This is a genomic window from Fibrivirga algicola, from assembly GCF_011742925.1.
Classification (GTDB): Bacteria; Bacteroidota; Bacteroidia; order Cytophagales; family Spirosomataceae; genus Fibrella; species Fibrella algicola.
Map to the genome: position 1 here is coordinate 66,272 of NZ_WAEL01000013.1, position 18,983 is coordinate 85,254.

Genomic DNA, 18,983 nt, shown 5'->3' on the forward strand with positions numbered 1-18,983 from the left:
ACTATGTCTTTACTATCAACGTCTTTAAAACGCCCGATTGCGGTGCTGGTGGTGGTGGCCGGGATGGTCGTCTTTTCGGTGCTGGCCGCCATGCGCATCCCCATCGACATTTTCCCCCGCCTGAACTCGCCGACCATCTACGTCATCGAACCTTATGGTGGTATGTCGCCCGCTCAGATGGAAGGTTTCTTTGCCACCCGGATGCAGGACCAGTTTCTGTATATCGGGGGTATCAAAGAAATTCAGAGCAAAAACACGCAGGGGCTAACCATCGTGAAGCTGGCTTTCTATGAAGGCACCGACATGGCGCAAGCATCGGCGGAAGTGGCTATTCAGGTCAACCGGGCCATGAAATTCTTTCCGCCCGGCGCGTTGCCCCCGCAGGTGGTGCGCTACGATGCCTCGTCGGTGCCCATCGGCGATCTGGTCTTTTCAAGTAAAACCCGTCCGTTGCGGGAAATCCATGAGATGGCCTCCACGCGCATCCGTCCCCTGTTCTCGACGGTGCCGGGCCTGACCGCTCCGCCCCCCATCGGCACCAACGCCCGCACGGTCGTCATCAACCTCGACCCGCAAAAGATTCGCAGCCTGAATATCTCGCCCGATGAGGTGGTTGAAGCCTTAGCGGCCAACAATGCGATGACCCCATCGGGCAACATCCGCATCGACAATTCAACCTACATCACCACGCTGAACTCGCTGGAAGATCAGGTGGAGGACTTTGGGCAAATACCCGTCGTAACCAAGGGGCACCGCAGCGTCTTCCTGCACGATGTGGCCACCATAGCCGATGCGTCGGACGTGACGGCGGGTTACGCGCTGGTCAACGGCAGTCGCTCATCGTACATCCCCGTCGTGAAAACCGCCGATGCTTCCACCTGGGACGTGGTGACGCGGCTGAAAGCCAAACTGCCTGAAATGCGGAGCCTGCTGCCCGACGATATCGAGGTCAGCTACGAGTTCGACCAGTCGGTGTTCGTGATCAATGCGGTCAAAAGCCTGCTGTTCGAGGGCGGGCTGGGGGCTATCCTGACCGGTCTGATGGTGCTGCTGTTCCTGGGTGACTGGCGTTCCTCACTCATTGTCATCATCACCATCCCAATTTCGGTCGTGGCCGCCGTGCTGCTGCTGGGGCTGGCCGGGCAGACGGTCAACATCATGACCCTGTCGGGGCTGGCTCTCTCCATCGGTATACTGGTCGATCAGGCCACGGTGACAATTGAAAACATCCACCAGCATCTGGAAATGGGCAAAACCAAGCAGCAGGCCATCTACGATGCCTGTAAGGAGGTGGCTCTTCCCCTTTTGTTGATTCTTTTGTGTATTCTGGCCGTGTTTGCCCCGTCGTTTATCATGACGGGCGTACCCCGCGCCATGTTTCTGCCCCTGTCGCTGAGTATCGGCTTTGCCATGACGGTGTCGTATTTTCTGGCCCAGAGCTTAGTGCCCGTGCTGGCCAACTGGCTGCTCAAAAGCCATCCGCACCCGGTGGCGCACGCACCAAATGACGTACCTGATAGTGAAATAACAGTTCCCAAAAAGCCCGGTTTGTTCGACCGGATACGCAGCGGGTTTGTGCATCAGACTGAGGGGTTGCTTCGGCGTAACAAACTGATTATTGCCACGTATTTTGTGGCTGTACTGGTGCTGGCCGGGTTAGGATTTGCCTTTATCGGAAAAGATATGCTGCCCCAGCTCAACGCCGGGCAGATGGTGATTCGCATGAAAACGCCCGACGGCACCCGGCTTGAACGCACCGAAGAGCGGGTTAAGCAACTGACGGCTTTAGTCGATGACGTTACTGATGGAAACCTGGCCGTATCGTCGGCCTACGTAGGCGTGGTACCCACCAACTACGCGACGACCAATCTGTACGTTAGCACGACAGGTCCCAACGATGCGGTTATCAAGGTGGCCCTCAATAAAGAGTATCACGCCAACATGCAGGCGGTGAAGGAACGAATTCGGGAGGCTGTCGTGAAGCAGTTCCCGGACCTGACGCTGTCGTTTGAACCCGCCGACCTGACCGAGAAGCTCATGAGCGGAGGAGCCGCCACGCCGATTGAGGTGCAGGTGGCTGGGCGCGACATGAAGCAGATCGAAGCCTATGCCCGGCAGGTGGTGGCGGGCCTCTCGGAGGTGGACTACCTGCGCGACGTGCGGATTGTGCAGCCGCTGAAGTTTCCCGTCATCAACATTACGCTGGACCGACAGAAACTGGCTATGATGGGCCTGAACTTGCAGCAGGTCGCCCGCTCCATTACGGCCTCAACCTCGTCAAGTCGGTTCACCGAAAAAAACCAATGGCTCGATGCTCGGTCTGCTTACACGTACCAGGTGCAGGTTCAGATTCCTGAATACGCCATGAGTGACATGACCCAACTGGGCGAGGTTCCGTTGGTGGCCGGTCAGGTACGTCCCGTGCTGAGCGACGTGGCTACGTTCTCGGTCGATACGCTGCCGGGCGAGTATGACCGCACCGGACCGCGCCGGTTCGTGACCGTCTCGGCCAATATTCACGGGCGCGATCTTGGTACGGCCACGCGGGCGGTGGAGCAAACGCTCACTGACCTGGGCGAAACGCCGAAAGGTTTAGTGACGCAGGTCAAAGGTATGTCGTCGCTGCTGACTGAAACCTTAGACAGCCTACAGACCGGGCTGGGCATTGCCGTACTGGTTATTTTTCTTTTACTGGCGGCTAATTACCAGTCGTTCAAACTTTCCTTCGTGGTGCTATCCACCGTGCCCGCCGTACTGGTGGGGGCCATCGGTCTGCTCCTGCTGACGGGCAGTACGCTGAATCTGCAATCGTACATGGGTATCATCATGTCGGTAGGTATCTCGGTGGCCAACGCCATTCTGATTGTCACCAACGCCGAACGGCTTCGTTGGGAGTACCGAGACGTGAACCGGGCTGCCGTGGATAGTGTGGGTGTTCGGCTGCGGCCCGTGCTGATGACCACCTTCGCCATGATTGCGGGCATGGTGCCAATGGCCCTAGGCACGGGCGAAGCGGGTGAACAGGTGGCTCCGCTGGGCCGGGCGGTAATTGGCGGGCTGATTGCTTCCACGCTGGCCGCGCTCTACATCGTACCGCAGGTGTACGTCTGGTTGCAACGCAGTACCCCATTCAACGACCCATCACTACTGCCCACCGAGTCAGCCTACGCCGTACAAATGGCCGACGATACCGCCGATCAATTCAACAACCAACAGGCTCAAACTGAAGCGTATGAAAATCACCGGATATAGCCGTATCATGACCCTGCTGGGGCTGGGCGTGTTGTTTCAATCGTGTAACGGCTCGTCGGAGTCGAAGAAACCCAAACGAACCAAAGCGCAGGCGACCCTGTCGGCACCAGCCTATCAGCTTGCCCCGGTGTCGCGGCAGCGGGTAAGCGAATCCGTGCAGTTGCCGGGCGAGTTCCGGGCTTATCAGGAAGTGAGCATCTTTCCCCGCGCCAGTGGCTTCGTGGAGCGGGTGCTGGTAGACCGGGGTACGGCCGTTCGGCGGGGGCAGGTGCTGATGGTGCTCGACGCGCCCGAAACCGAAGAGCGATTAGTAGCCGCCCGCTCCAACACGCTCAAGGCCGAAGCCATGCTGACGGCCAGCCGCGAACATTACCGGCGCTTGCTGGCCAGCAACAAAATCCCCGGTTCGGTCTCGGCACTTGACCTTGAAACGGCCCAGGCCCGGCTGCGGGCCGACTCGGCCTCGGTGCTGGGTGAGCGGGCCAGCTACCGTGCTCTGACCAAGCTCCGCGACTACCTGAAGGTGCGGGCACCCTTCGACGGCATCATTACCGAACGCAATGTGCATCCGGGGGCACTGGTAGGATCGGGCGCGAAGCAGGAAGGGCCGATGCTGGTGCTCCAGCAGCAGAACCGCCTGCGGTTGGTGGCCGACGTTCCCGAAACCTACAGCGTGGGGCTGCGCGAAGGCAGTCCGATCCGCTTCACGGTCAGTGCTATGCCGGGCCGGGCGTTTACGGGCAAAATCAGCCGCCGGTCGGGCAGCATGAACCAGCAATTCCGCTCCGAGACGGTCGAAATCGACGTACCCAACGGCGACCGGACGCTGCGTCCCGGCATGTTCACGGAAATTACCCTGCCTACCACCGGTACGCCCGGTGCGCTGGCCGTGCCGACGACGGCGGTGGTGACCTCCACCGAGCGACAGTACGTGATTCGGGTGGCCGACGGTCGGGCGCAGTACGTACCCGTGCGGAAAGGCCAGAAAGCGGGCGGCATGACGGAGGTGTTTGGCGCGTTGCGGCCCACTGATCAGATCGTGGTCAACGCCCGAGACGACATTAAAGAAGGCGTTGCCCTTCGCTAACGAATCCTGATACCTTTTGTCCCGATGACGATCATGCGCCAATGTTTTCGTAGGCGAGACCGATTGTTCAGGTTAAGCTCAATGCTGATTATACTGTTACTATCGGGCTGTACGAACCGAGCCGTTCAGCTTCTGCATTCGGCCAACGACATAGCCAGTCCAAACGGTACGGGTTGGGTACATGCCGTTCGTGAAAAGCCCCGTCAGCATCAGGTTATCGTGGTAAGCAAACCCGGACACAAGCAGGCTGTAGCGGCTTCGTCTGTTTGGGGATATCGCACCAGACACAATGAACTATACCGGCTTTACCAGGATACGTTTTACGAGGTATTGCAGCGGGGACCGCTCACCGTCTATTGCCTTGACGAATGGGCAGGTGATGCACACTGGCTAAGTTTTTACTTTAGCTTAACTCCGAACGGCGACATCTACGACTTGGACCAACGCACTACTAAGGCTTATTTCAAAGATGACGAATGTATGCAACGACTACTAAGCCAGATGCGCGAACGGCACATACTCCGCACGGACGGTCATGGTTCCTACGGTTTAGCTAATGCGTATTCGTTTTGCCACTGCCGGGATACGCCCAAGCGGTAAAACGAATTCTATCCCAATAATCAGCTAATGAACAACAACCAGCCATCTCAACTCGTCACTTCTTCAGGTTTCGTTCAGCGCGTGTGCGTTGTGGTCGGTATTACGCTGGCCTTCCTGCTGGTGCTGGGCCTTCTGGGGGCGGCTATTGATATCCTGATGTTGGTCTTAGCCGCCCTGTTGATTGCGCTACCCCTGCGGGCGGGCGCACGTTGGCTAAGTCGTAAGACCACCTGGAAAGAAGGCATTTGTTTAGCGGTGGTGTCTCTGGTAACGCTGGGTCTGCTGGCAGGAATCGTCTGGGCGTTATCGTCGTCCATTGGTGGGCAGATGGATGGTCTGACCAAGCAGCTTCCCGGCGCAATCAAACAAGCCCGAGAGAGCCTCACCGGTTCGGAGTGGGGGCAGAGGCTTGTTGATGCTGTACCTTCGATGGACAGCCTGTTTGAAGGTCGTAGCCGGTCGCTGAGCCGGGTGTTTGGGGCCGTCTCCTCTACGGCTGGCGTACTGGCCGATGTGTACGTCATCTTTTTTTTATCTGCTTTTCTGGCGGCTCAACCTGATCTTTACCGCGAAGGCTTACTCCTGCTGCTACCCAAACCGGGGCGGAAGCGGGGGGCGGAGGTGCTGAATAAAATTGGCGAAACCCTGCTCAACTGGCTGATTGGCAAGCTCTTTTCAATGGTCGTCGTTGGGGTGCTGAGCTTTCTGGGCCTGTGGCTGCTGGGGGTGAAATTAGCCGCTGCACTGGCCCTCTTCGCCGGTTTGATTACGTTTATCCCCAATTTCGGTCCTATCCTGGCCCTGGTTCCAGCGGTTTTGTTTGCCTTTTCCGATGGGCCGCAGCAGGTGCTTTATGTCGTGCTACTATACACCGGTATTCAGCTAATCGAGAGCAATCTGCTAACGCCACTGGTACAGAACAAAATGATTTCCATGCCACCCGCGCTGGTGCTGATTTCACAGCTTATCATGGGTGTTTTTGTGGGTGGTATCGGCCTGATTCTGGCCACACCCGTTATGGCGATTATACTGGTGCTGGTGAAGATGCTGTACGTGCAGGACGTGCTGGATGATAGGTCGGTAAAAGTTTGAGCAGCGCAGTTAACGCCGTAACAGGGCACTGCTCAAACGTAGTGATTTATTTCAACGGCTTACCCGCCGTGTCAAACATCAGGTCTTTACCACCGACCTCAGCTTCGTATTTCTTGGTGCCGTTAGCATCCACGATCTCAGCGGCTTCCTTAATTTTCTTGCCTGGCATCTGTTTAGCAACATAATCACGTACAGAGGCAGGCAATGCACTAACTGGTATCTCGGTTTCGGTTTCCTTCACCGTTCCTTTGGCGTCGAGCACCACCGACATCGACTTGCCGTTGTGTTTGAAACCCGCTTCGTAATCGCCGTTCTCTTTATCGAATTTCACGTTCTTTACGGTTGGGTACAACCGGGCGATGGTCGCTTTCACGGCGGCTGGCGTTTCGTCGGCCAAGCCAACAACACGTGCGGTGGTGAGGGCAGGACTGGCATTGGTCGGTAGAGCGACCGAGAGCGCGAACCCGCTCAGCAGGCCCGCAAACAGGATGGTTTTCATATGTTTGTTTGGTTAGTTGATTGCTTAACCGACTCAAACCTACAGTCTGAATCTGAAGCAATACTGGAGTTATTGACGATGCCCCTCCTGCTTCACCGACAAAGGCGTAGTACTGGCGTTGTTGCGTGGCGGGTTGGGTAGACAGCCGGTTACAGCGTTCCAATGAAGCTTAACCCATTGGTACTCCAACATGTAGATTCTGCCTCTCGCCAAAGTTAATCACGTCTATGGTGGCCCTGGTATATCATTAAAAACTTATTAAATTCTTCAGAAACACTTCAGATTTGGCAGGCACTTTTGTCCCGGATACCAAAAATAAGTAGATGGACATTGTAAGTATTCTGGCACTAAACACCGCCTGGCTGGAGTGGGGCGGTACCAGTCTGATTGCCGCTCTGGTATTCATCGAGACGGGCTTCCTGCTCGGCCTGATTGTACCCGGTGGAGAAACACTGCTGTTCACGGCGGGATTGTTGACAGGGGTCCGTACCCTTAACCTGCCCGTGTTGGCCCTCATTGGGGTATTGATTGTAGCCGCCGTAGCGGGCGATCTAACGGGCTATTGGATTGGCTACAAACTCGGAGACCGGCTCCGGAAACAGCCCGACACCGTCCTCTTCAAACGACGCTACCTCGACCAGTCCAATGCATTTTACCAGAAACATCCGAACTGGGCCTTGCTGGTCGGCCGGTTTCTGCCCATCATCCGCACCTTCAACCCACTGCTGGCCGCAAGTAGCGGATTGCCTTGGCCGCGTTTTCTGCTCCTGACCGCTACGGGTTGTGTAGCCTATATTTCGGTGCTTGTATTGGCTGGGTATTGGCTAGGCCAGCAGTTTCCGCAGGTTGGGCAGTACGTAGAATACATCTTTCTGGGCGTGGTGCTGCTGGTGATTGGAACGCTCGTCGTACAGCGGTTACGTAAGACTGATACCCTACCGTAGTGGGTAAGAACCCGTAAGAAATCTTCATGAATTTACGATTATTCTGTTGTCCTCAATTACTCACTCAATGAAACGATTACTTTGCTTCATCATCCTAACTGGGTGTCTATCCCAGACAACACTGGCCCAGAGTATTGATAGTCTCTACTCCGATAGTCTTTCGTTCATCCGATCAAAGCGCATGTCCGATGCTGATCTGGCTAAAAAACGCGAAGGCCGGTTCACGACAGGTCTCCCCGACCTGTCATCAGACCCAGTCACGGGTTTTGGGGTGGGTATTCGAACCAACACCTACTGGAATGGCACCCGCGCCAACCCACTTTTTGCGTACACGCCTTACTTAATAAGACTACGGGCTAACGTAGCCTACTATACAACCAACGCCCGCGAACTTACTTTCTCCGTAGATGTTCCCTACTACCGGGGTTCCCGCTGGCGTTTCAGAGCAGACTTTAAGGCGCAGCAAAACCCGTCTAACCTTTATTTTGGGTCCAATCAAAGTACATTGGGTCCGCTTCGCTTACCCTCTAATCCCAACGAGACGTTTAACACGTACGGAGCCTACAATAACGCACGTAGTGCCTTACGGCCCGGTCAGGCAGGTGAAGCCGCTTTTGTAAGCGATGCCCTTTCGAATCGGTTTCGGGAAACTGAGTTTATGCTTAATCTCAAAGCCGATTACGCTTTAGGTAAGGGCAAATGGCGAGTAATGGGTGGGTACGAAATTCAATCACTCGCTTACCGGACCTTTCAGGGAACCCAAACGGATGCGGTAAACCCGGTGAACGGAGAAAAAACGAAAGCACCCAATGGAACGTCATTGCTGGCCCGTGATGCCGAGCAGGGCCTGATTTTTGGCCTTGATGGTGGCCGGGTTTCGCTCTTGCAGGCTGCCCTGATTTACGATACCCGTGATTTTGAACCAGACCCAACCAGGGGTGCGTACTTTGAGGCCGCCAATGAGTTTTCTAACCAGGCAATTGGGTCGGAGTTCAATTTCAACAAGCTGTTTCTCCAAGGACGTGTTTATCAACGACTGCCGGTGGGTAGTCGGACCATACTAGCGGGTCGAATTGGTGCCGGGACTATTTTCGGTAGCCAAGCCCCCTTCTTTGAATACCAGGACCAGTGGAGTCCGGATGGTAGCATCAATGCATTGGGTGGGCGGCAATCGTTGAGAGGATATCGCGCCAACCGTTTCCTAGCTCGTTCGCTCGCGTTTGCCAATGTGGAGGTTCGGGTCCGGCTGGCCGATCTGAAAGTTGGCCGACAAAATTTTGGGTTGGGCGTTGCACCGTTTTTCGACGCGGGCACCGTCCGTGACCGTTGGCAAGACCTGGATTTCAAAAACATTAAGACATCGTATGGCGCGGGGGCACGGGTAGCCTGGAACCTCTCGACAATCCTTTTTTTCGACTATGGACTGTCTAAAGAAGACCGGCTGTTCTACTTTGGCATCGGGCAGATTTTTTAATAAGACGGGCGCGTCACGCCGTCACGGGACCGTCGCCGATGCGGAGGTATTTTAGCTTTATTTTGGCCAAACCAGCACCAGCAATCCCGCCAAAACCAGCCCTCCGCCAACCAGTAATTTCGGTGTAACCGGTTCGCGCAGCAGCGTAACGGACAGTAGAATTGTCAGGACAATACTGCCCTTGTCGATCAGAGCAACGTCGGAGACGCGGCCAATCTGAATGGCTTTGTAGTAAAATATCCAGGATAGGGAGGTCGTCAGACCCGACACGGCCAGAAACCCCACCGTGCGGGCGTTGAGTTGACCCACTTCCCGGACGTTCTGGAAAACGATGAAGTTGAGCAATACCAGCCCAAAGACGACCGTCGTCCGCACGGCCAGCCCCAGATTGGCACTGATATCCTTCAGACCCAGCTTGGCTATAACCGAGGTTAACCCGGCAAAGAGCATGGAGATCAAGCTGTAGAGTACCCACGTTGGCATAGATGTGGTCAGTTTGGAAATAAAACAGTAAATGTGTGCAACCTTCCTCGCTCGTCGTAGCTGTACTCGACGGTCATACCGTATCGTTCGGTAATCTGTCTGACTAAGGCTAACCCCAGGCCGGTTGACTCCGGGCGAGCCGAGTTCTTTACGAATCGGTCAAAAAGTTGTTCAGCCGGGAAGGGTAGCGGAGGACCAACATTCGTTACCGTAAATTGCGATTTGGTCAGGCCCAGTTGGGCGAACGTACTGGGTAAGGCATGGGTGAGTGCATTCTTGAGCAAATTGCTGAACAGCACCTCAGCTAAATGCGGATTCATCAGTCGGATAACGTCAGGTTCAATATGGGTTGCCCAGCTTAAGCCCCGATGCTCGGCGTACGAAGCAAAGTTCCGATGCAGCCGGTCCAATACGTCGCTCAAATTCACGCGTTGTTGGTCAGCAAATTGGTTGTTTTCAATTTTGGTCAGGAGGAGCAGGCTTTTGTTCAGTTGCGTTAATCGCCGAACGGAGGCTTGGGCCTGTTCCATCAGGCTAACCTGCTCGTCAGTGAGCGGTTCGGTGGTCAACAACCGGTCCAACTGCGTGGTCATGACCGCCAGAGGAGTCTGCATTTCATGGGCGGCATGATCGGTAAACTCCTTCTGTACCACGTACTGATGGTGTAGAGTTAGGCTCATATCATTTAGCGCAATGCTCAGTTGACCGAATTCAGCAATACTACTTTGATCGAATATAGCTGGGGTACGTTCGTTCAACCGGTATGCTCTTAATTGGTCGATAAGCCGGTAGAAGGGTTGCCACAGTCGGCGCGACACCCAGCCGTTGAGTACGGTCAGAAAAATAACCAGGACCAGAAAGGACGCGATTACGCTCATTGAAAGCATCTGAGCGACTTCCTCAAACTCGCCCATCGCCTGTTTCACAACGATCAGATACGTGCGCTTACCAATTTGGATTGTAGCTGTTAACCGGCGGACTGGTACGGGTTCATTCTCGCGCCGGTCGTACTCGACAGAATCTGAAAACGTTGGCGGGATGACCCGTCCTGATGGCAGTAGGGAAATGTGCGGATTATCCAACAAATATTGCCCCCGGTTTAGGGGTATTCGGGCGGTTTGAAGTTGCTGTTGAATATAGGCCAGGTCACTGCTTAGTTGCTCATCCACCTCGTACCGTATGACGTGGTTGACGAGCGTATCGAAAACCCACACGCCACCCAGCGCGACAGGAACAGCCGCCAGCAACAGATACAGCAACGTTTTGCGGAGCAGGCTCATAGCGTTGCGAACAGATATCCGGCTCCGTAACGGGTTTTAATGTAATCCGGGCAGCCCGCGTCAATGAGTTTGCGCCGGAGATTTTTGATGTGCGTATACAGAAAATCGTGGGAGTCGGCCAAGTCCATGTGATCCCCCCAGACATACTCGGCAATAGCCGATTTGGTCAGTAGCCGATTGACATTGGCCAAAAAGAAGAGTAGCAAGTGGTATTCTTTTTCGGTCAGGTCGAGCCGGTGGTCCGCAACCGTCACCTGATGCGAAAGCGGGTCTACGACAATCTCTCCGTAACGGATCAGGTTGTTGCCTCCGAAGAACCGCCGACGCAATACGGACTTGATGCGGGCATTGAGTTCCGGCAGGTGAAAGGGTTTAGTGATATAATCGTCCGATCCCAGTTCCAAGCCCGTCAGTTTATCGTCGAGCGAGTCTTTAGCGGAAATAATAATCAGGCCGCTGCCTTTCTCAGCCGTCTTCAATTGGCGAATCAGGTTCAGACCGTTTCCGTCGGGCAGGCCGATGTCCACCACGACACAATCGTAGTCGTAGTCGTTCAGATCCATAGATGCTTTGGCGAACGTAGTGGCCGTTGTCACAATGTAGCCATCTACTTCAAGATATTGCCGCATCGCTTGGAGCAGGCTTGGTTCGTCTTCCACCAACAGAATTTTCATAAATGCGGCATTTTATCAAACGTACTCGTCAAAGTTGAAGTAAATCTGTATTAGTCGGACCGCGAAAAACGGCGCAGCCATCTTCGCACTGAGTCAAGTGGACTACGAATCTCCGCATTGTGTTCATTAGGCAATGTACCGATCTCCTGACCAACTTGATTGGGTAAGCTCCGCGATTTCTGGACGGCAAGCATTTGGGCGGTGTACAGGCTCTGGTGGCCCGACATCAGAAAGCTGATGACGCACGACACAGCCGCGTAAGGAGCTACAGTTGCCCCAAACAACTCAATAGCCAGGATACTGGTGGCGATGGGTGTGTTGGTGGCTCCGGCCAGCACACTGACAAACCCGATGGCTGCGAACGTCGCCCGGTCCGCCCCCACAACCTCGGCGAAGAAACTGCCCGCCGTTGCACCAACAAACAGAATGGGCGTAATCACGCTTCCACTGCGGCTGATGCTCAGGGTGATGATGGTAAACAGGGCTTTCAATAAAAAAGCATACCCTAGCACCGGTATGCCTTTAATGCAGGTCTCCATCAGGTTCAGTCCCAAACCTAAGTAATCACGGCCAAAAAGCACGGTTAACCCCACTAAGATTGAACCGCCGATCAACCCTTTAAGTGGTCGCCAGATTGGAATTTGGGTGGTAAAAGCAGTGCTGACTCGAACGGCACGAATAAAGCCGTAAGCGCACACGCCAAAGAAGATGCCGCCCACCAACAGCCGGATGAAAAAGCCCTGCTCAAAGGCGGGTACGAATTGCAGGGGGTAGTAAAAAAACGTGACACCCAGAGCCGAAGAGACTTGGTAAGCCGTAATGGAGGCCACGAACGCGGGCAACAGCACGTCGTACAGAATGACACCGGCAGCCAGCACCTCAATGCCAAATAAGGCCCCGGCAATGGGAGCACCAAACACGCAGGAAAACCCGGCGCAAAAGCCGCAAAGCACCATCTTCCGGCGATCCACATCATCGACCCTAAGCAGGTTGGCACACACGCTGCCGATGCCCGCGCCAATTTGCGCGCAGGGACTTTCTTTACCCGCCGAGCCGCCCGTTGCCAGAATTAAGACGACGTTTATGATCTTGGTTGGTATCAGACTACCTTCAACCCGACCGTAATTTTTATTAATTGCAGCAATTAGTGTATCGGTGCCTAAGTGCTGTTTAAGTACAAATTGACTCAGTACGTTGGCCAGAAAAAAGCTGAGCGGCAATAAATAAAATACGTGTTCGTAGCGATTACCGGCTTCAATGATGTAGTGAATGAACTTAATAAACCCCGATGCTGCCAGCCCGACTGTACACCCGATTAAAGTGGAAAGGACCAGCCATTTCAGGACGGTAAAAAATAAAATGATTTCCTCGTTAACGCGCATAGGTAGTTAACCGCTATGAAAAAAATTCGCTTTCATGATTTTACCTATCCTCCCGAAAGCGAGCTACTGCACGTGTCAGCGTAACTTTCACACCACCCCTGACGAGTCATTGTCCGGCAACTATCGCATTGAAATAGTTGAAGGCGAACAAACGAGCGTGGAAGCGCGGGAGTACAGCAAGCGTTGGTATGCGTGAGATGACCTGCTCATATTAATGCGTATCGGTCAATCAGCCTGCTCAGTCCATTAATTGTCAGCGGAGCGATTAATAATTCATCGGGTAAGCTGACGCCAAACAAATGCTCAATATGAACCAGCACATCCAGGAACTCCCACTCACTCAAGCCTAAATCCTGCTGAAACCGGTGGTCAGGCTGAATCGTGAGCGGCAGTACGGTGTAACGCTTCGTTACATAGTGGCAGATTTGAGCTTCAATGGTTTGCATCTCTTATGAAATTACTCGTACAAGTAAGTATGATTGAATACATTATAAGTTACTTACTGAGTCTTACGCCCCGTAATCCAGTCGTGGTACACCGTACCGTTTGCAGGGTCTGTTTGTTGTTTATCAATGCTGAGCGTAGTACCGTCGGCAGTACCAATCTTCTGGTTGCTTAGGTACATGTCGTAGCTACTGCCATTGGCCTGCAACCGCACAGAACCAATTACGGAGGTCTGATCACTATATCCCGTTGCTTTAACCGTCTGCGTCAGGAAGACTACGGCGGCTGAATCGCGTCGGGCGGTCAGCGTACCCGATAGGGTATTCGAGCCAGCCGTGTAGGACAGGTTATATTCATACAGTTTAACGCCCGTCGAATCGCTTCGTACATAGGTGAGCGGATAGGTGCCCGCAACGGTGCTGGCTGCATCAGGCATTACGTCCTGCTTTTTGGTACAGGCTGCCAGTAAGCAGGTAGCGAGGAAAATAAGTGCGTATTTCGTATTTCATAAGCTAAGTAGGATGGGTGCCGTCCCAAAAACGGAACGGCACCCCACTGTTTAGATTAACCGAGTTTCAGAAACTTGCCGGTAGCATCGAACTCCGCTTCGTAGTTCTTGCCATTGAGGGTGAATTTCACCTCATACTTAGTCACGGTTCCGGCAGCGTCTTTATCAACCGTAGCTGACCCAAACGTGTAGCCACCGTAATTAGTTGTCAGGTACGTAGAGATAGTAGCGGGCAGATCGGCCTGGGCGATGGTCGTCTCGGTGCCGTCGTGTCCGTCGCCACCCGGCCCTTTGCCCTTGTCGCCACCGCCCTGCCCTTCAGCGCGGACACTGATGAAGACCCCAGTTGCGTCGAAAAGCACATCATAGCTTGCGCCGTTGGATGTGATATCCACCACGTAAGATGTTACGGACCCGTTGCTGCTGCGGCTACTGGCCTGCACAAACGCATAGCCGGGATAGGTTGTGTTCAGGTACGTGCCGATGGCGGCAGGCAGTGCTGACTGGGCGACGGCTGTGCCCTGCTGATGCCCATCTTCGGTTTCCTGTTTCAGGAACTTGCCAGCCCCGTCAAACTCCAGTTCATACTGCACATTGTTGAGGGTAATAATCACTTCGTACTGCGTGATGGCCCCGGCAGCATCGGTTTTTGTACCCGCCCGTACCAATGTAGCCCCGGCGTAATTGGCCGTGATGTAGTCAGTAACGGCTTTGGGGAGCGTCGTCACGTCGATTACGCCGTAATCGGCCATGAACGTACCCGTCGCGCTGATGTTGGCCAAGCGGGCTTTACTGTTGGCCGTGAAACTGGCCTGATACGTTTGCAAAGATACCTTCGACCAGCTTACCGCAGTGGCCACCGGAAAATTTTGCTGCAACGATGCCACTACGACAGAAGGTACTGAACTAATCGCAACGGTTGTACCCGTTGCGGGCGTGATCGAAGCGTTTTGCTGGGAGCAGGAAGCCAGCAACAGGAGTCCACCAAATGTGGCGAATAGGGTGTTTCTCATGGATTGACCAAATAACTAATAGTGATTGACAAACTGGTTACGGTGGGCGGCTCGTCCGGTCCGAGTAGGCCTCTGTATGCCCGCGAAGCGTACAGCGACGTATAAACTTTACTACCCGAGGCAAATAGGCGGTCAGTAGTGATAAAGGTGTTCTCCCTCAAAGGCTATTACGGGCATTGAATCCGTAACCGTTGCCTGGGCTTACTTAATTTTTTGCAGAAAATTCGTCCGGTTGCTTATCACACCAGACACCCGGCGGAATTGCATGTTGCGCCCCAATACCGGAAGCTTCCAGTACCCCCGGACCACGAGCCTGTCAGAATCAATCAGTCGGACGGTGGCTTCAAACGTATGGCCGGAGTTAGGGTCATAGACCTTGCCCCCGCTCCATTCATCGTGTCCTATGTAGGTTAGCTGTTCAACAATGTTCATTCCCAGCCAAGAGCGACTACGGAGGGCGGGGTTCGGGTTTTCCGTATCGAGTTGTGCGGCCATCGGCGGATCGTCACCCTCCCACAGAAACCAGACCAGGCGACCATTGTATTGCCCATGATGGGCGTACATCTCAACGCGCAAATCGTTAGCCGCCGATTGCCAGATACCCACAATGCCTTTCTCTTCCCCTGTACCACCCGTAAAGCTGGTAAGAGTCGATAATCCGCTTAACAGCAGAATTATCGTCATCATTCGTTGCCTACGCATGGTTAGATCAGAATTGAAGTTTAAGGCCGGTATAGATGCCAAATCGGGTACTGCGGGCTGCATCCACGCCATCCAAGTAGTTGAGTCGCCAGATGGCATCAATGGAGAACAGATTCAGGATGTTTTCAACGCCCACGCCCGCTTCGGCGTAAGGCATGGACCCGGTGGTACGGAAACTGTTGATTTTATTAAAATCGCGGTTGGTTCCACTCAACCCACCCCAGAACAAATTAGCCGTTACCCGTTCCCGAAGGCCGAGTTTATTGATAAGCGGAATTCGGTCTAAAATCAGGCCACCCAATGAATAGCGGGTGAGTAGGCTCACGTAGCGGTCGGCGGCAAATTCGTAGGGACTCATCCCGTAAAAGGCGTACTTGTCGGCCACATAGTTCGGGTTGCCGCGCGGGATGTGCAACAGCAGCAGGGGCACGGTGCCGAGAACAACCCCGCCCGTCAGATTATAATAGAACGAGCCTTTAAATGGAGCAGGCATCTCCTGAGTCAGGCTGGTGCTCAGCTTCCAGTAATCAAAATAGGTAGTCTGGTAAAGGGGTAAGCCTGCCGCCACGTGAAACTGCCAGACCGGAAAGCGCGTATACAGTCTCAACTTATCATAGTTCACGATGGCGGCCCGCTCGTTACGGGCATAGCGAAACGTGATACCTGCTTCTGAATTATAGAGGGTATTCAGCGACGACACGGCCGAATCGGCCACGTTAACAATCTCATCGGACGGCGCGTAACTGAACTTGAACGTAGGGGTCATTGACCCGTAGCTGTAGTATGTTTTCACCGACCAGAGGGGGCTTAAGTCCCGTTCGTGCGCGAATCGGATCTGGCGCATGAACGTCTGGTAGGCCGGAATGGGCTTGCGAAGGGCCAGCGTAAACAGATTGTCGTTGTCTAATACGTCATCATTGGCCGTCAGCGCGTCGTAGTCGTTTTTTAGGGTCAGTTCGTATTTCCGGTACGGAACTCGATTGGGTACGTATTTGATACCAACCGTTTCTTTGAACCGGCGGTCGCGGGTGCCGTAAGCCACGTACCCCCACAGGCACCAGCGCGGATCGAAACCTTCCATTGTCCAGAGACCCGTCCGAAGCCGTAGTCCTTCGGTCAGGTTGGAGCTGAAAAACGAACTGTAAGGGCCAAACCGAATTTTGTTGCGAACATCCCAGTAGCCAGTAGTTACGAAAGCCGCCATCCGGGTTGTGTTACGAAACTGCCGGTTATTTTTGAGGGAGTCCACCGCCTGGTAAATGGCTCGTTCCCGGATGGTGAGCGGACTCAGCCGATACGCATCCGTAAACGGGGATGCCGCTAAAGTTGTCTGCTCGGCGAGGGCGAAGTTGGTGGACGTAACGCCCTCTGGATTGATCCGATAATTCCCGTATACGCTCGTGCTCTGAATGCTTACCGTGCGGCTCGTCGAGTCGATGCGGGTGGGCAATCCCAACAGTCCAAGCCCATTTTCAAAGCCGTAGCGAAGTGCATTTTTGGACAGGACCCACACTGTTCCGCGCTCGGTATCATTAATGGGCAGGTACGTCTGACGAATGGTGAGCGAACGAATAAAATTCAGGTTGGCTCCGGCGTTGGTTCGCATATCGACCTCCCGGATGGCGTAAGAACCGTCCTCAATCAGCATATTTCCCACGAACCCGTTCTCGGTGGCACTTCGGGGCCGAAACGTCAGCCGATACCGATATTTCCCCCCATCAATCAATGTATCGGGTTTGTCAAACTGATAGACGGCCAGTCCAATGTCCGATGCGGGGCCGACAAACGACGTTTTCTGAATGGCGATGATGCCGTCGTAGGGATTGACGGCTTCGTTGAACCGGTCGAGCCGGGGCCCGATTTCATCGGTTTGCAGCCCCAGGTTCTGTTCAGAAACCAGGTAAGCGGCATCGCTTTGTGGGGAGCGGGTGTGGTACTCTTTGCGGTACTGTTCGCGAAAAAAGATGGGTAGCGACGTGCGGGCCGACGAATCGTTTTGAAATTGCTGATACACCTTCAGCATGGTAGAAAGCAGCTTACGCTTCCGGTTGGCCGACAGGTTTTCTATGTCCACTTCGGTACGTAGGTAGCCGTTGCGCGTCCAGCGGGTGAGCCGTTGCGGGTCGTTGGTTCGCTTGTTGGCAATGACCTTTTTCATCAGGGCCTTGCCCGGATCGCGGTAGCCCATTACCACTACTTCGTCTAACTGCCCCGTTACGGCCCGCAGACTGACGGTCAGAGGAGCGGCAGGCGGAGTGGCAATCGGCACGGTTACGGGTTCATAGCCTACTTCCGAGAGCAGCAACGTATCGGGTAGCTGTCTAACTGCCAATGAAAGGGTTCCATTTTCGTCGGCAGTGTTACCGTTACGTCCGCGCTTGAGGTATCCGCTGACAAAGGGAACTGGTTTGCCCGTTCCTTTTTCCGTGATGTTGACGGTCAGCGTAACCGAGACCGGTGTCGTCACCTGGGCCCAGCTTACGCCCGACAGGAAGCACCAACTTAAGAGCAGGCATGCAAGGAAGTTTCTCATACGTTAGATTGGGGGGCGTCAATCACCGATTGCGCCGGAGCGGGTTGTGGAAACGGGGCATTGGCCGGTGATTCCTGCGTATGGATTCCCCCGAAGGGTTGTCTGAGCAAATGCCCAAACGATGCGCCGTTTAGCGGCTCGCGGATGGTGTCCAACCCAAAAATGAGCTGATTGGCCTGCATCCGGCGAAAGGTCCCAAACAGCCGGTCCCAAATACTTAGCACGTCACCGTAATTGCTATCAGTGTAGGGCTGACTTTCGTGGTGATGCACCTGGTGCATATTGGGTGTCACCAGCAACCAGCTCAAAACCCGGTCGAGTCGCTCCGGCAGCCTTAGGTGCGCATGAGCCGCCACGTTTGAGACAATCTGTACGAACTGCCGAGCCATGAGCGCCCAGAACGTAATGCCGCTGATAAACACCCAGACCAGCAGGAACGCAAGCCGGATGGCCGTTTCACCGGGGTGTTCGCGCAAAACGGTCGATACGTCTAATGCCGGATCGGCGTGATGTACAGCGTGGAACCGCCACAGGTATCCATACCGGTGCATAAGCACATGATAGGTGTATTCCAGCAAATCGAGCAGTAGGAACGATAGCACAAAACCCAACAGCGGGTGTTGCGCTATTGGTAGGAGCCGTACCAGTCCCCAGTGGTGATGGGCCGTCCAGTTGAGGGCGTTCAGCAGCGAATAGCCGAAGACTAATTGCACAAAGGCTCCCAGGAAAACAAACGTCGCGTTGGTCAGGGCATGGTGCCAGCGGGAGCTATCTGCTAAAAGCAATGCGGGGTTTTCTAACCACCAGAATAACGTGACGGAAACCGTTAGCAACAGCACGCGGTGTCCATCAGGTACGTTGGAAAAATAGTGAATCAGTGATTGCATGTGTTTCGGCTTGGCCTTCACAAAGTTGGAGGGCGTTTCTGTGGGCAATCTGAAGCCGTGCATGAGCGTCACGTTCGTTTGCCTTCCCAATCACATACGGGCTTTTTAATCCATACCGTTGCCTGGCAT

General features: G+C 54.3%; 17 protein-coding genes. 6 read left to right on the plus strand and 11 right to left on the minus strand.

Features of this window, described 5'->3' with window-relative positions:
- Positions 1-3: 3 nt before the first annotated feature.
- The 4 genes from F7231_RS25805 (at position 4) to F7231_RS25820 (ending at position 6,031) form a co-directional block, all read left to right on the plus strand.
- Positions 4-3,252: an efflux RND transporter permease subunit gene (locus tag F7231_RS25805; protein ID WP_166694128.1), complete on the plus strand. Its 3,249-nt coding sequence runs from the start codon at positions 4-6 to the stop codon at positions 3,250-3,252.
- Positions 3,233-4,339 carry an efflux RND transporter periplasmic adaptor subunit gene (locus F7231_RS25810; RefSeq protein WP_166694129.1) on the plus strand — a complete coding sequence of 369 codons (1,107 nt, stop codon included), beginning with the start codon at positions 3,233-3,235 and terminating at the stop codon, positions 4,337-4,339. Before F7231_RS25805 ends, F7231_RS25810 begins: the two co-directional genes overlap by 20 nt.
- 81 nt (positions 4,340-4,420) lie before the next feature.
- The gene (locus tag F7231_RS25815; RefSeq protein ID WP_166694130.1) at positions 4,421-4,939 is read left to right on the plus strand and encodes a hypothetical protein; all 519 of its coding nucleotides are present in this window, start codon (positions 4,421-4,423) and stop codon (positions 4,937-4,939) included.
- Between the two features lie 27 nt (positions 4,940-4,966).
- Positions 4,967-6,031: an AI-2E family transporter gene (locus tag F7231_RS25820; protein WP_166694131.1), complete on the plus strand. Its 1,065-nt coding sequence runs from the start codon at positions 4,967-4,969 to the stop codon at positions 6,029-6,031.
- A gap of 46 nt (positions 6,032-6,077) precedes the next feature.
- Here F7231_RS25820 and F7231_RS25825 read toward each other — a convergent pair whose 3' ends face one another.
- Positions 6,078-6,530 (minus strand): PepSY-like domain-containing protein, encoded by a 453-nt coding sequence (locus F7231_RS25825; protein WP_166694132.1) that lies wholly within the window; start codon positions 6,528-6,530, stop codon positions 6,078-6,080.
- 323 nt (positions 6,531-6,853) lie between these two features.
- On the opposite strand from F7231_RS25825, the gene F7231_RS25830 reads away from it, so the two are divergent.
- On the plus strand, positions 6,854-7,474 hold the full coding sequence (locus F7231_RS25830) for a DedA family protein (RefSeq protein WP_166694133.1): 621 nt from the start codon (positions 6,854-6,856) through the stop codon (positions 7,472-7,474).
- A 67-nt stretch (positions 7,475-7,541) separates the two neighbouring features.
- Positions 7,542-8,948, plus strand: a complete 1,407-nt coding sequence (gene omp85, locus F7231_RS25835) for an Omp85 family outer membrane protein (RefSeq protein WP_166694134.1) — start codon at positions 7,542-7,544, stop codon at positions 8,946-8,948.
- A 57-nt stretch (positions 8,949-9,005) separates the two neighbouring features.
- Here the strand turns inward: omp85 and F7231_RS25840 are convergent, their stop codons facing one another.
- The 10 genes from F7231_RS25840 to F7231_RS25885 form a co-directional block, all read right to left on the minus strand.
- The gene (locus F7231_RS25840; protein ID WP_166694135.1) at positions 9,006-9,431 is read right to left on the minus strand and encodes an EamA family transporter; all 426 of its coding nucleotides are present in this window, start codon (positions 9,429-9,431) and stop codon (positions 9,006-9,008) included.
- A gap of 8 nt (positions 9,432-9,439) precedes the next feature.
- Positions 9,440-10,711, minus strand: a complete 1,272-nt coding sequence (locus F7231_RS25845) for a sensor histidine kinase (RefSeq protein ID WP_166694136.1) — start codon at positions 10,709-10,711, stop codon at positions 9,440-9,442.
- Positions 10,708-11,385: a response regulator transcription factor gene (locus F7231_RS25850; protein WP_166694137.1), complete on the minus strand. Its 678-nt coding sequence runs from the start codon at positions 11,383-11,385 to the stop codon at positions 10,708-10,710. Before F7231_RS25850 ends, F7231_RS25845 begins: the two co-directional genes overlap by 4 nt.
- 50 nt (positions 11,386-11,435) lie before the next feature.
- On the minus strand, positions 11,436-12,767 hold the full coding sequence (locus F7231_RS25855; protein WP_166694138.1) for a chloride channel protein: 1,332 nt from the start codon (positions 12,765-12,767) through the stop codon (positions 11,436-11,438).
- A 206-nt stretch (positions 12,768-12,973) separates the two neighbouring features.
- Positions 12,974-13,213, minus strand: coding sequence for an acyl carrier protein (locus F7231_RS25860; protein ID WP_166694139.1), 240 nt, complete (start codon positions 13,211-13,213; stop codon positions 12,974-12,976).
- A gap of 53 nt (positions 13,214-13,266) precedes the next feature.
- The gene (locus F7231_RS25865) at positions 13,267-13,647 is read right to left on the minus strand and encodes a hypothetical protein (protein WP_229370380.1); all 381 of its coding nucleotides are present in this window, start codon (positions 13,645-13,647) and stop codon (positions 13,267-13,269) included.
- Between the two features lie 128 nt (positions 13,648-13,775).
- A complete protein-coding gene (locus F7231_RS25870; RefSeq protein ID WP_166694140.1) occupies positions 13,776-14,732 on the minus strand; it encodes a PepSY-like domain-containing protein in 957 nt (318 codons plus the stop codon).
- Positions 14,733-14,933: 201 nt separating this feature from the next.
- Positions 14,934-15,419 carry a DUF2147 domain-containing protein gene (locus F7231_RS25875; RefSeq protein WP_166694141.1) on the minus strand — a complete coding sequence of 162 codons (486 nt, stop codon included), beginning with the start codon at positions 15,417-15,419 and terminating at the stop codon, positions 14,934-14,936.
- 22 nt (positions 15,420-15,441) lie between these two features.
- A complete protein-coding gene (locus tag F7231_RS25880; protein ID WP_166694142.1) occupies positions 15,442-17,967 on the minus strand; it encodes a DUF5686 family protein in 2,526 nt (841 codons plus the stop codon).
- A complete protein-coding gene (locus F7231_RS25885) occupies positions 17,964-18,854 on the minus strand; it encodes a sterol desaturase family protein (protein ID WP_166694143.1) in 891 nt (296 codons plus the stop codon). Before F7231_RS25885 ends, F7231_RS25880 begins: the two co-directional genes overlap by 4 nt.
- Positions 18,855-18,983: the final 129 nt, after the last annotated feature.

Excerpts from the sequence above, each read along its gene's own strand:
- F7231_RS25860 (WP_166694139.1), bottom strand. The coding sequence starts at position 13,213 with ATGCAAACCATTGAAGCTCAAATCTGCCACTATGTAACGAAGCGTTAC.
- F7231_RS25820 (WP_166694131.1), top strand. The coding sequence starts at position 4,967 with ATGAACAACAACCAGCCATCTCAACTCGTCACTTCTTCAGGTTTCGTT.
- F7231_RS25825 (WP_166694132.1), bottom strand. The coding sequence starts at position 6,530 with ATGAAAACCATCCTGTTTGCGGGCCTGCTGAGCGGGTTCGCGCTCTCG.
- F7231_RS25870 (WP_166694140.1), bottom strand. The coding sequence starts at position 14,732 with ATGAGAAACACCCTATTCGCCACATTTGGTGGACTCCTGTTGCTGGCT.
- F7231_RS25840 (WP_166694135.1), bottom strand. The coding sequence starts at position 9,431 with ATGCCAACGTGGGTACTCTACAGCTTGATCTCCATGCTCTTTGCCGGG.
- F7231_RS25855 (WP_166694138.1), bottom strand. The coding sequence starts at position 12,767 with ATGCGCGTTAACGAGGAAATCATTTTATTTTTTACCGTCCTGAAATGG.
- F7231_RS25805 (WP_166694128.1), top strand. The coding sequence starts at position 4 with ATGTCTTTACTATCAACGTCTTTAAAACGCCCGATTGCGGTGCTGGTG.
- F7231_RS25830 (WP_166694133.1), top strand. The coding sequence starts at position 6,854 with ATGGACATTGTAAGTATTCTGGCACTAAACACCGCCTGGCTGGAGTGG.
- F7231_RS25815 (WP_166694130.1), top strand. The coding sequence starts at position 4,421 with ATGCTGATTATACTGTTACTATCGGGCTGTACGAACCGAGCCGTTCAG.
- omp85 (WP_166694134.1), top strand. The coding sequence starts at position 7,542 with ATGAAACGATTACTTTGCTTCATCATCCTAACTGGGTGTCTATCCCAG.
- F7231_RS25880 (WP_166694142.1), bottom strand. The coding sequence starts at position 17,967 with ATGAGAAACTTCCTTGCATGCCTGCTCTTAAGTTGGTGCTTCCTGTCG.
- F7231_RS25810 (WP_166694129.1), top strand. The coding sequence starts at position 3,233 with ATGAAAATCACCGGATATAGCCGTATCATGACCCTGCTGGGGCTGGGC.
- F7231_RS25850 (WP_166694137.1), bottom strand. The coding sequence starts at position 11,385 with ATGAAAATTCTGTTGGTGGAAGACGAACCAAGCCTGCTCCAAGCGATG.
- F7231_RS25885 (WP_166694143.1), bottom strand. The coding sequence starts at position 18,854 with ATGCAATCACTGATTCACTATTTTTCCAACGTACCTGATGGACACCGC.
- F7231_RS25875 (WP_166694141.1), bottom strand. The coding sequence starts at position 15,419 with ATGATGACGATAATTCTGCTGTTAAGCGGATTATCGACTCTTACCAGC.
- F7231_RS25845 (WP_166694136.1), bottom strand. The coding sequence starts at position 10,711 with ATGAGCCTGCTCCGCAAAACGTTGCTGTATCTGTTGCTGGCGGCTGTT.
- F7231_RS25865 (WP_229370380.1), bottom strand. The coding sequence starts at position 13,647 with ATGCCTGATGCAGCCAGCACCGTTGCGGGCACCTATCCGCTCACCTAT.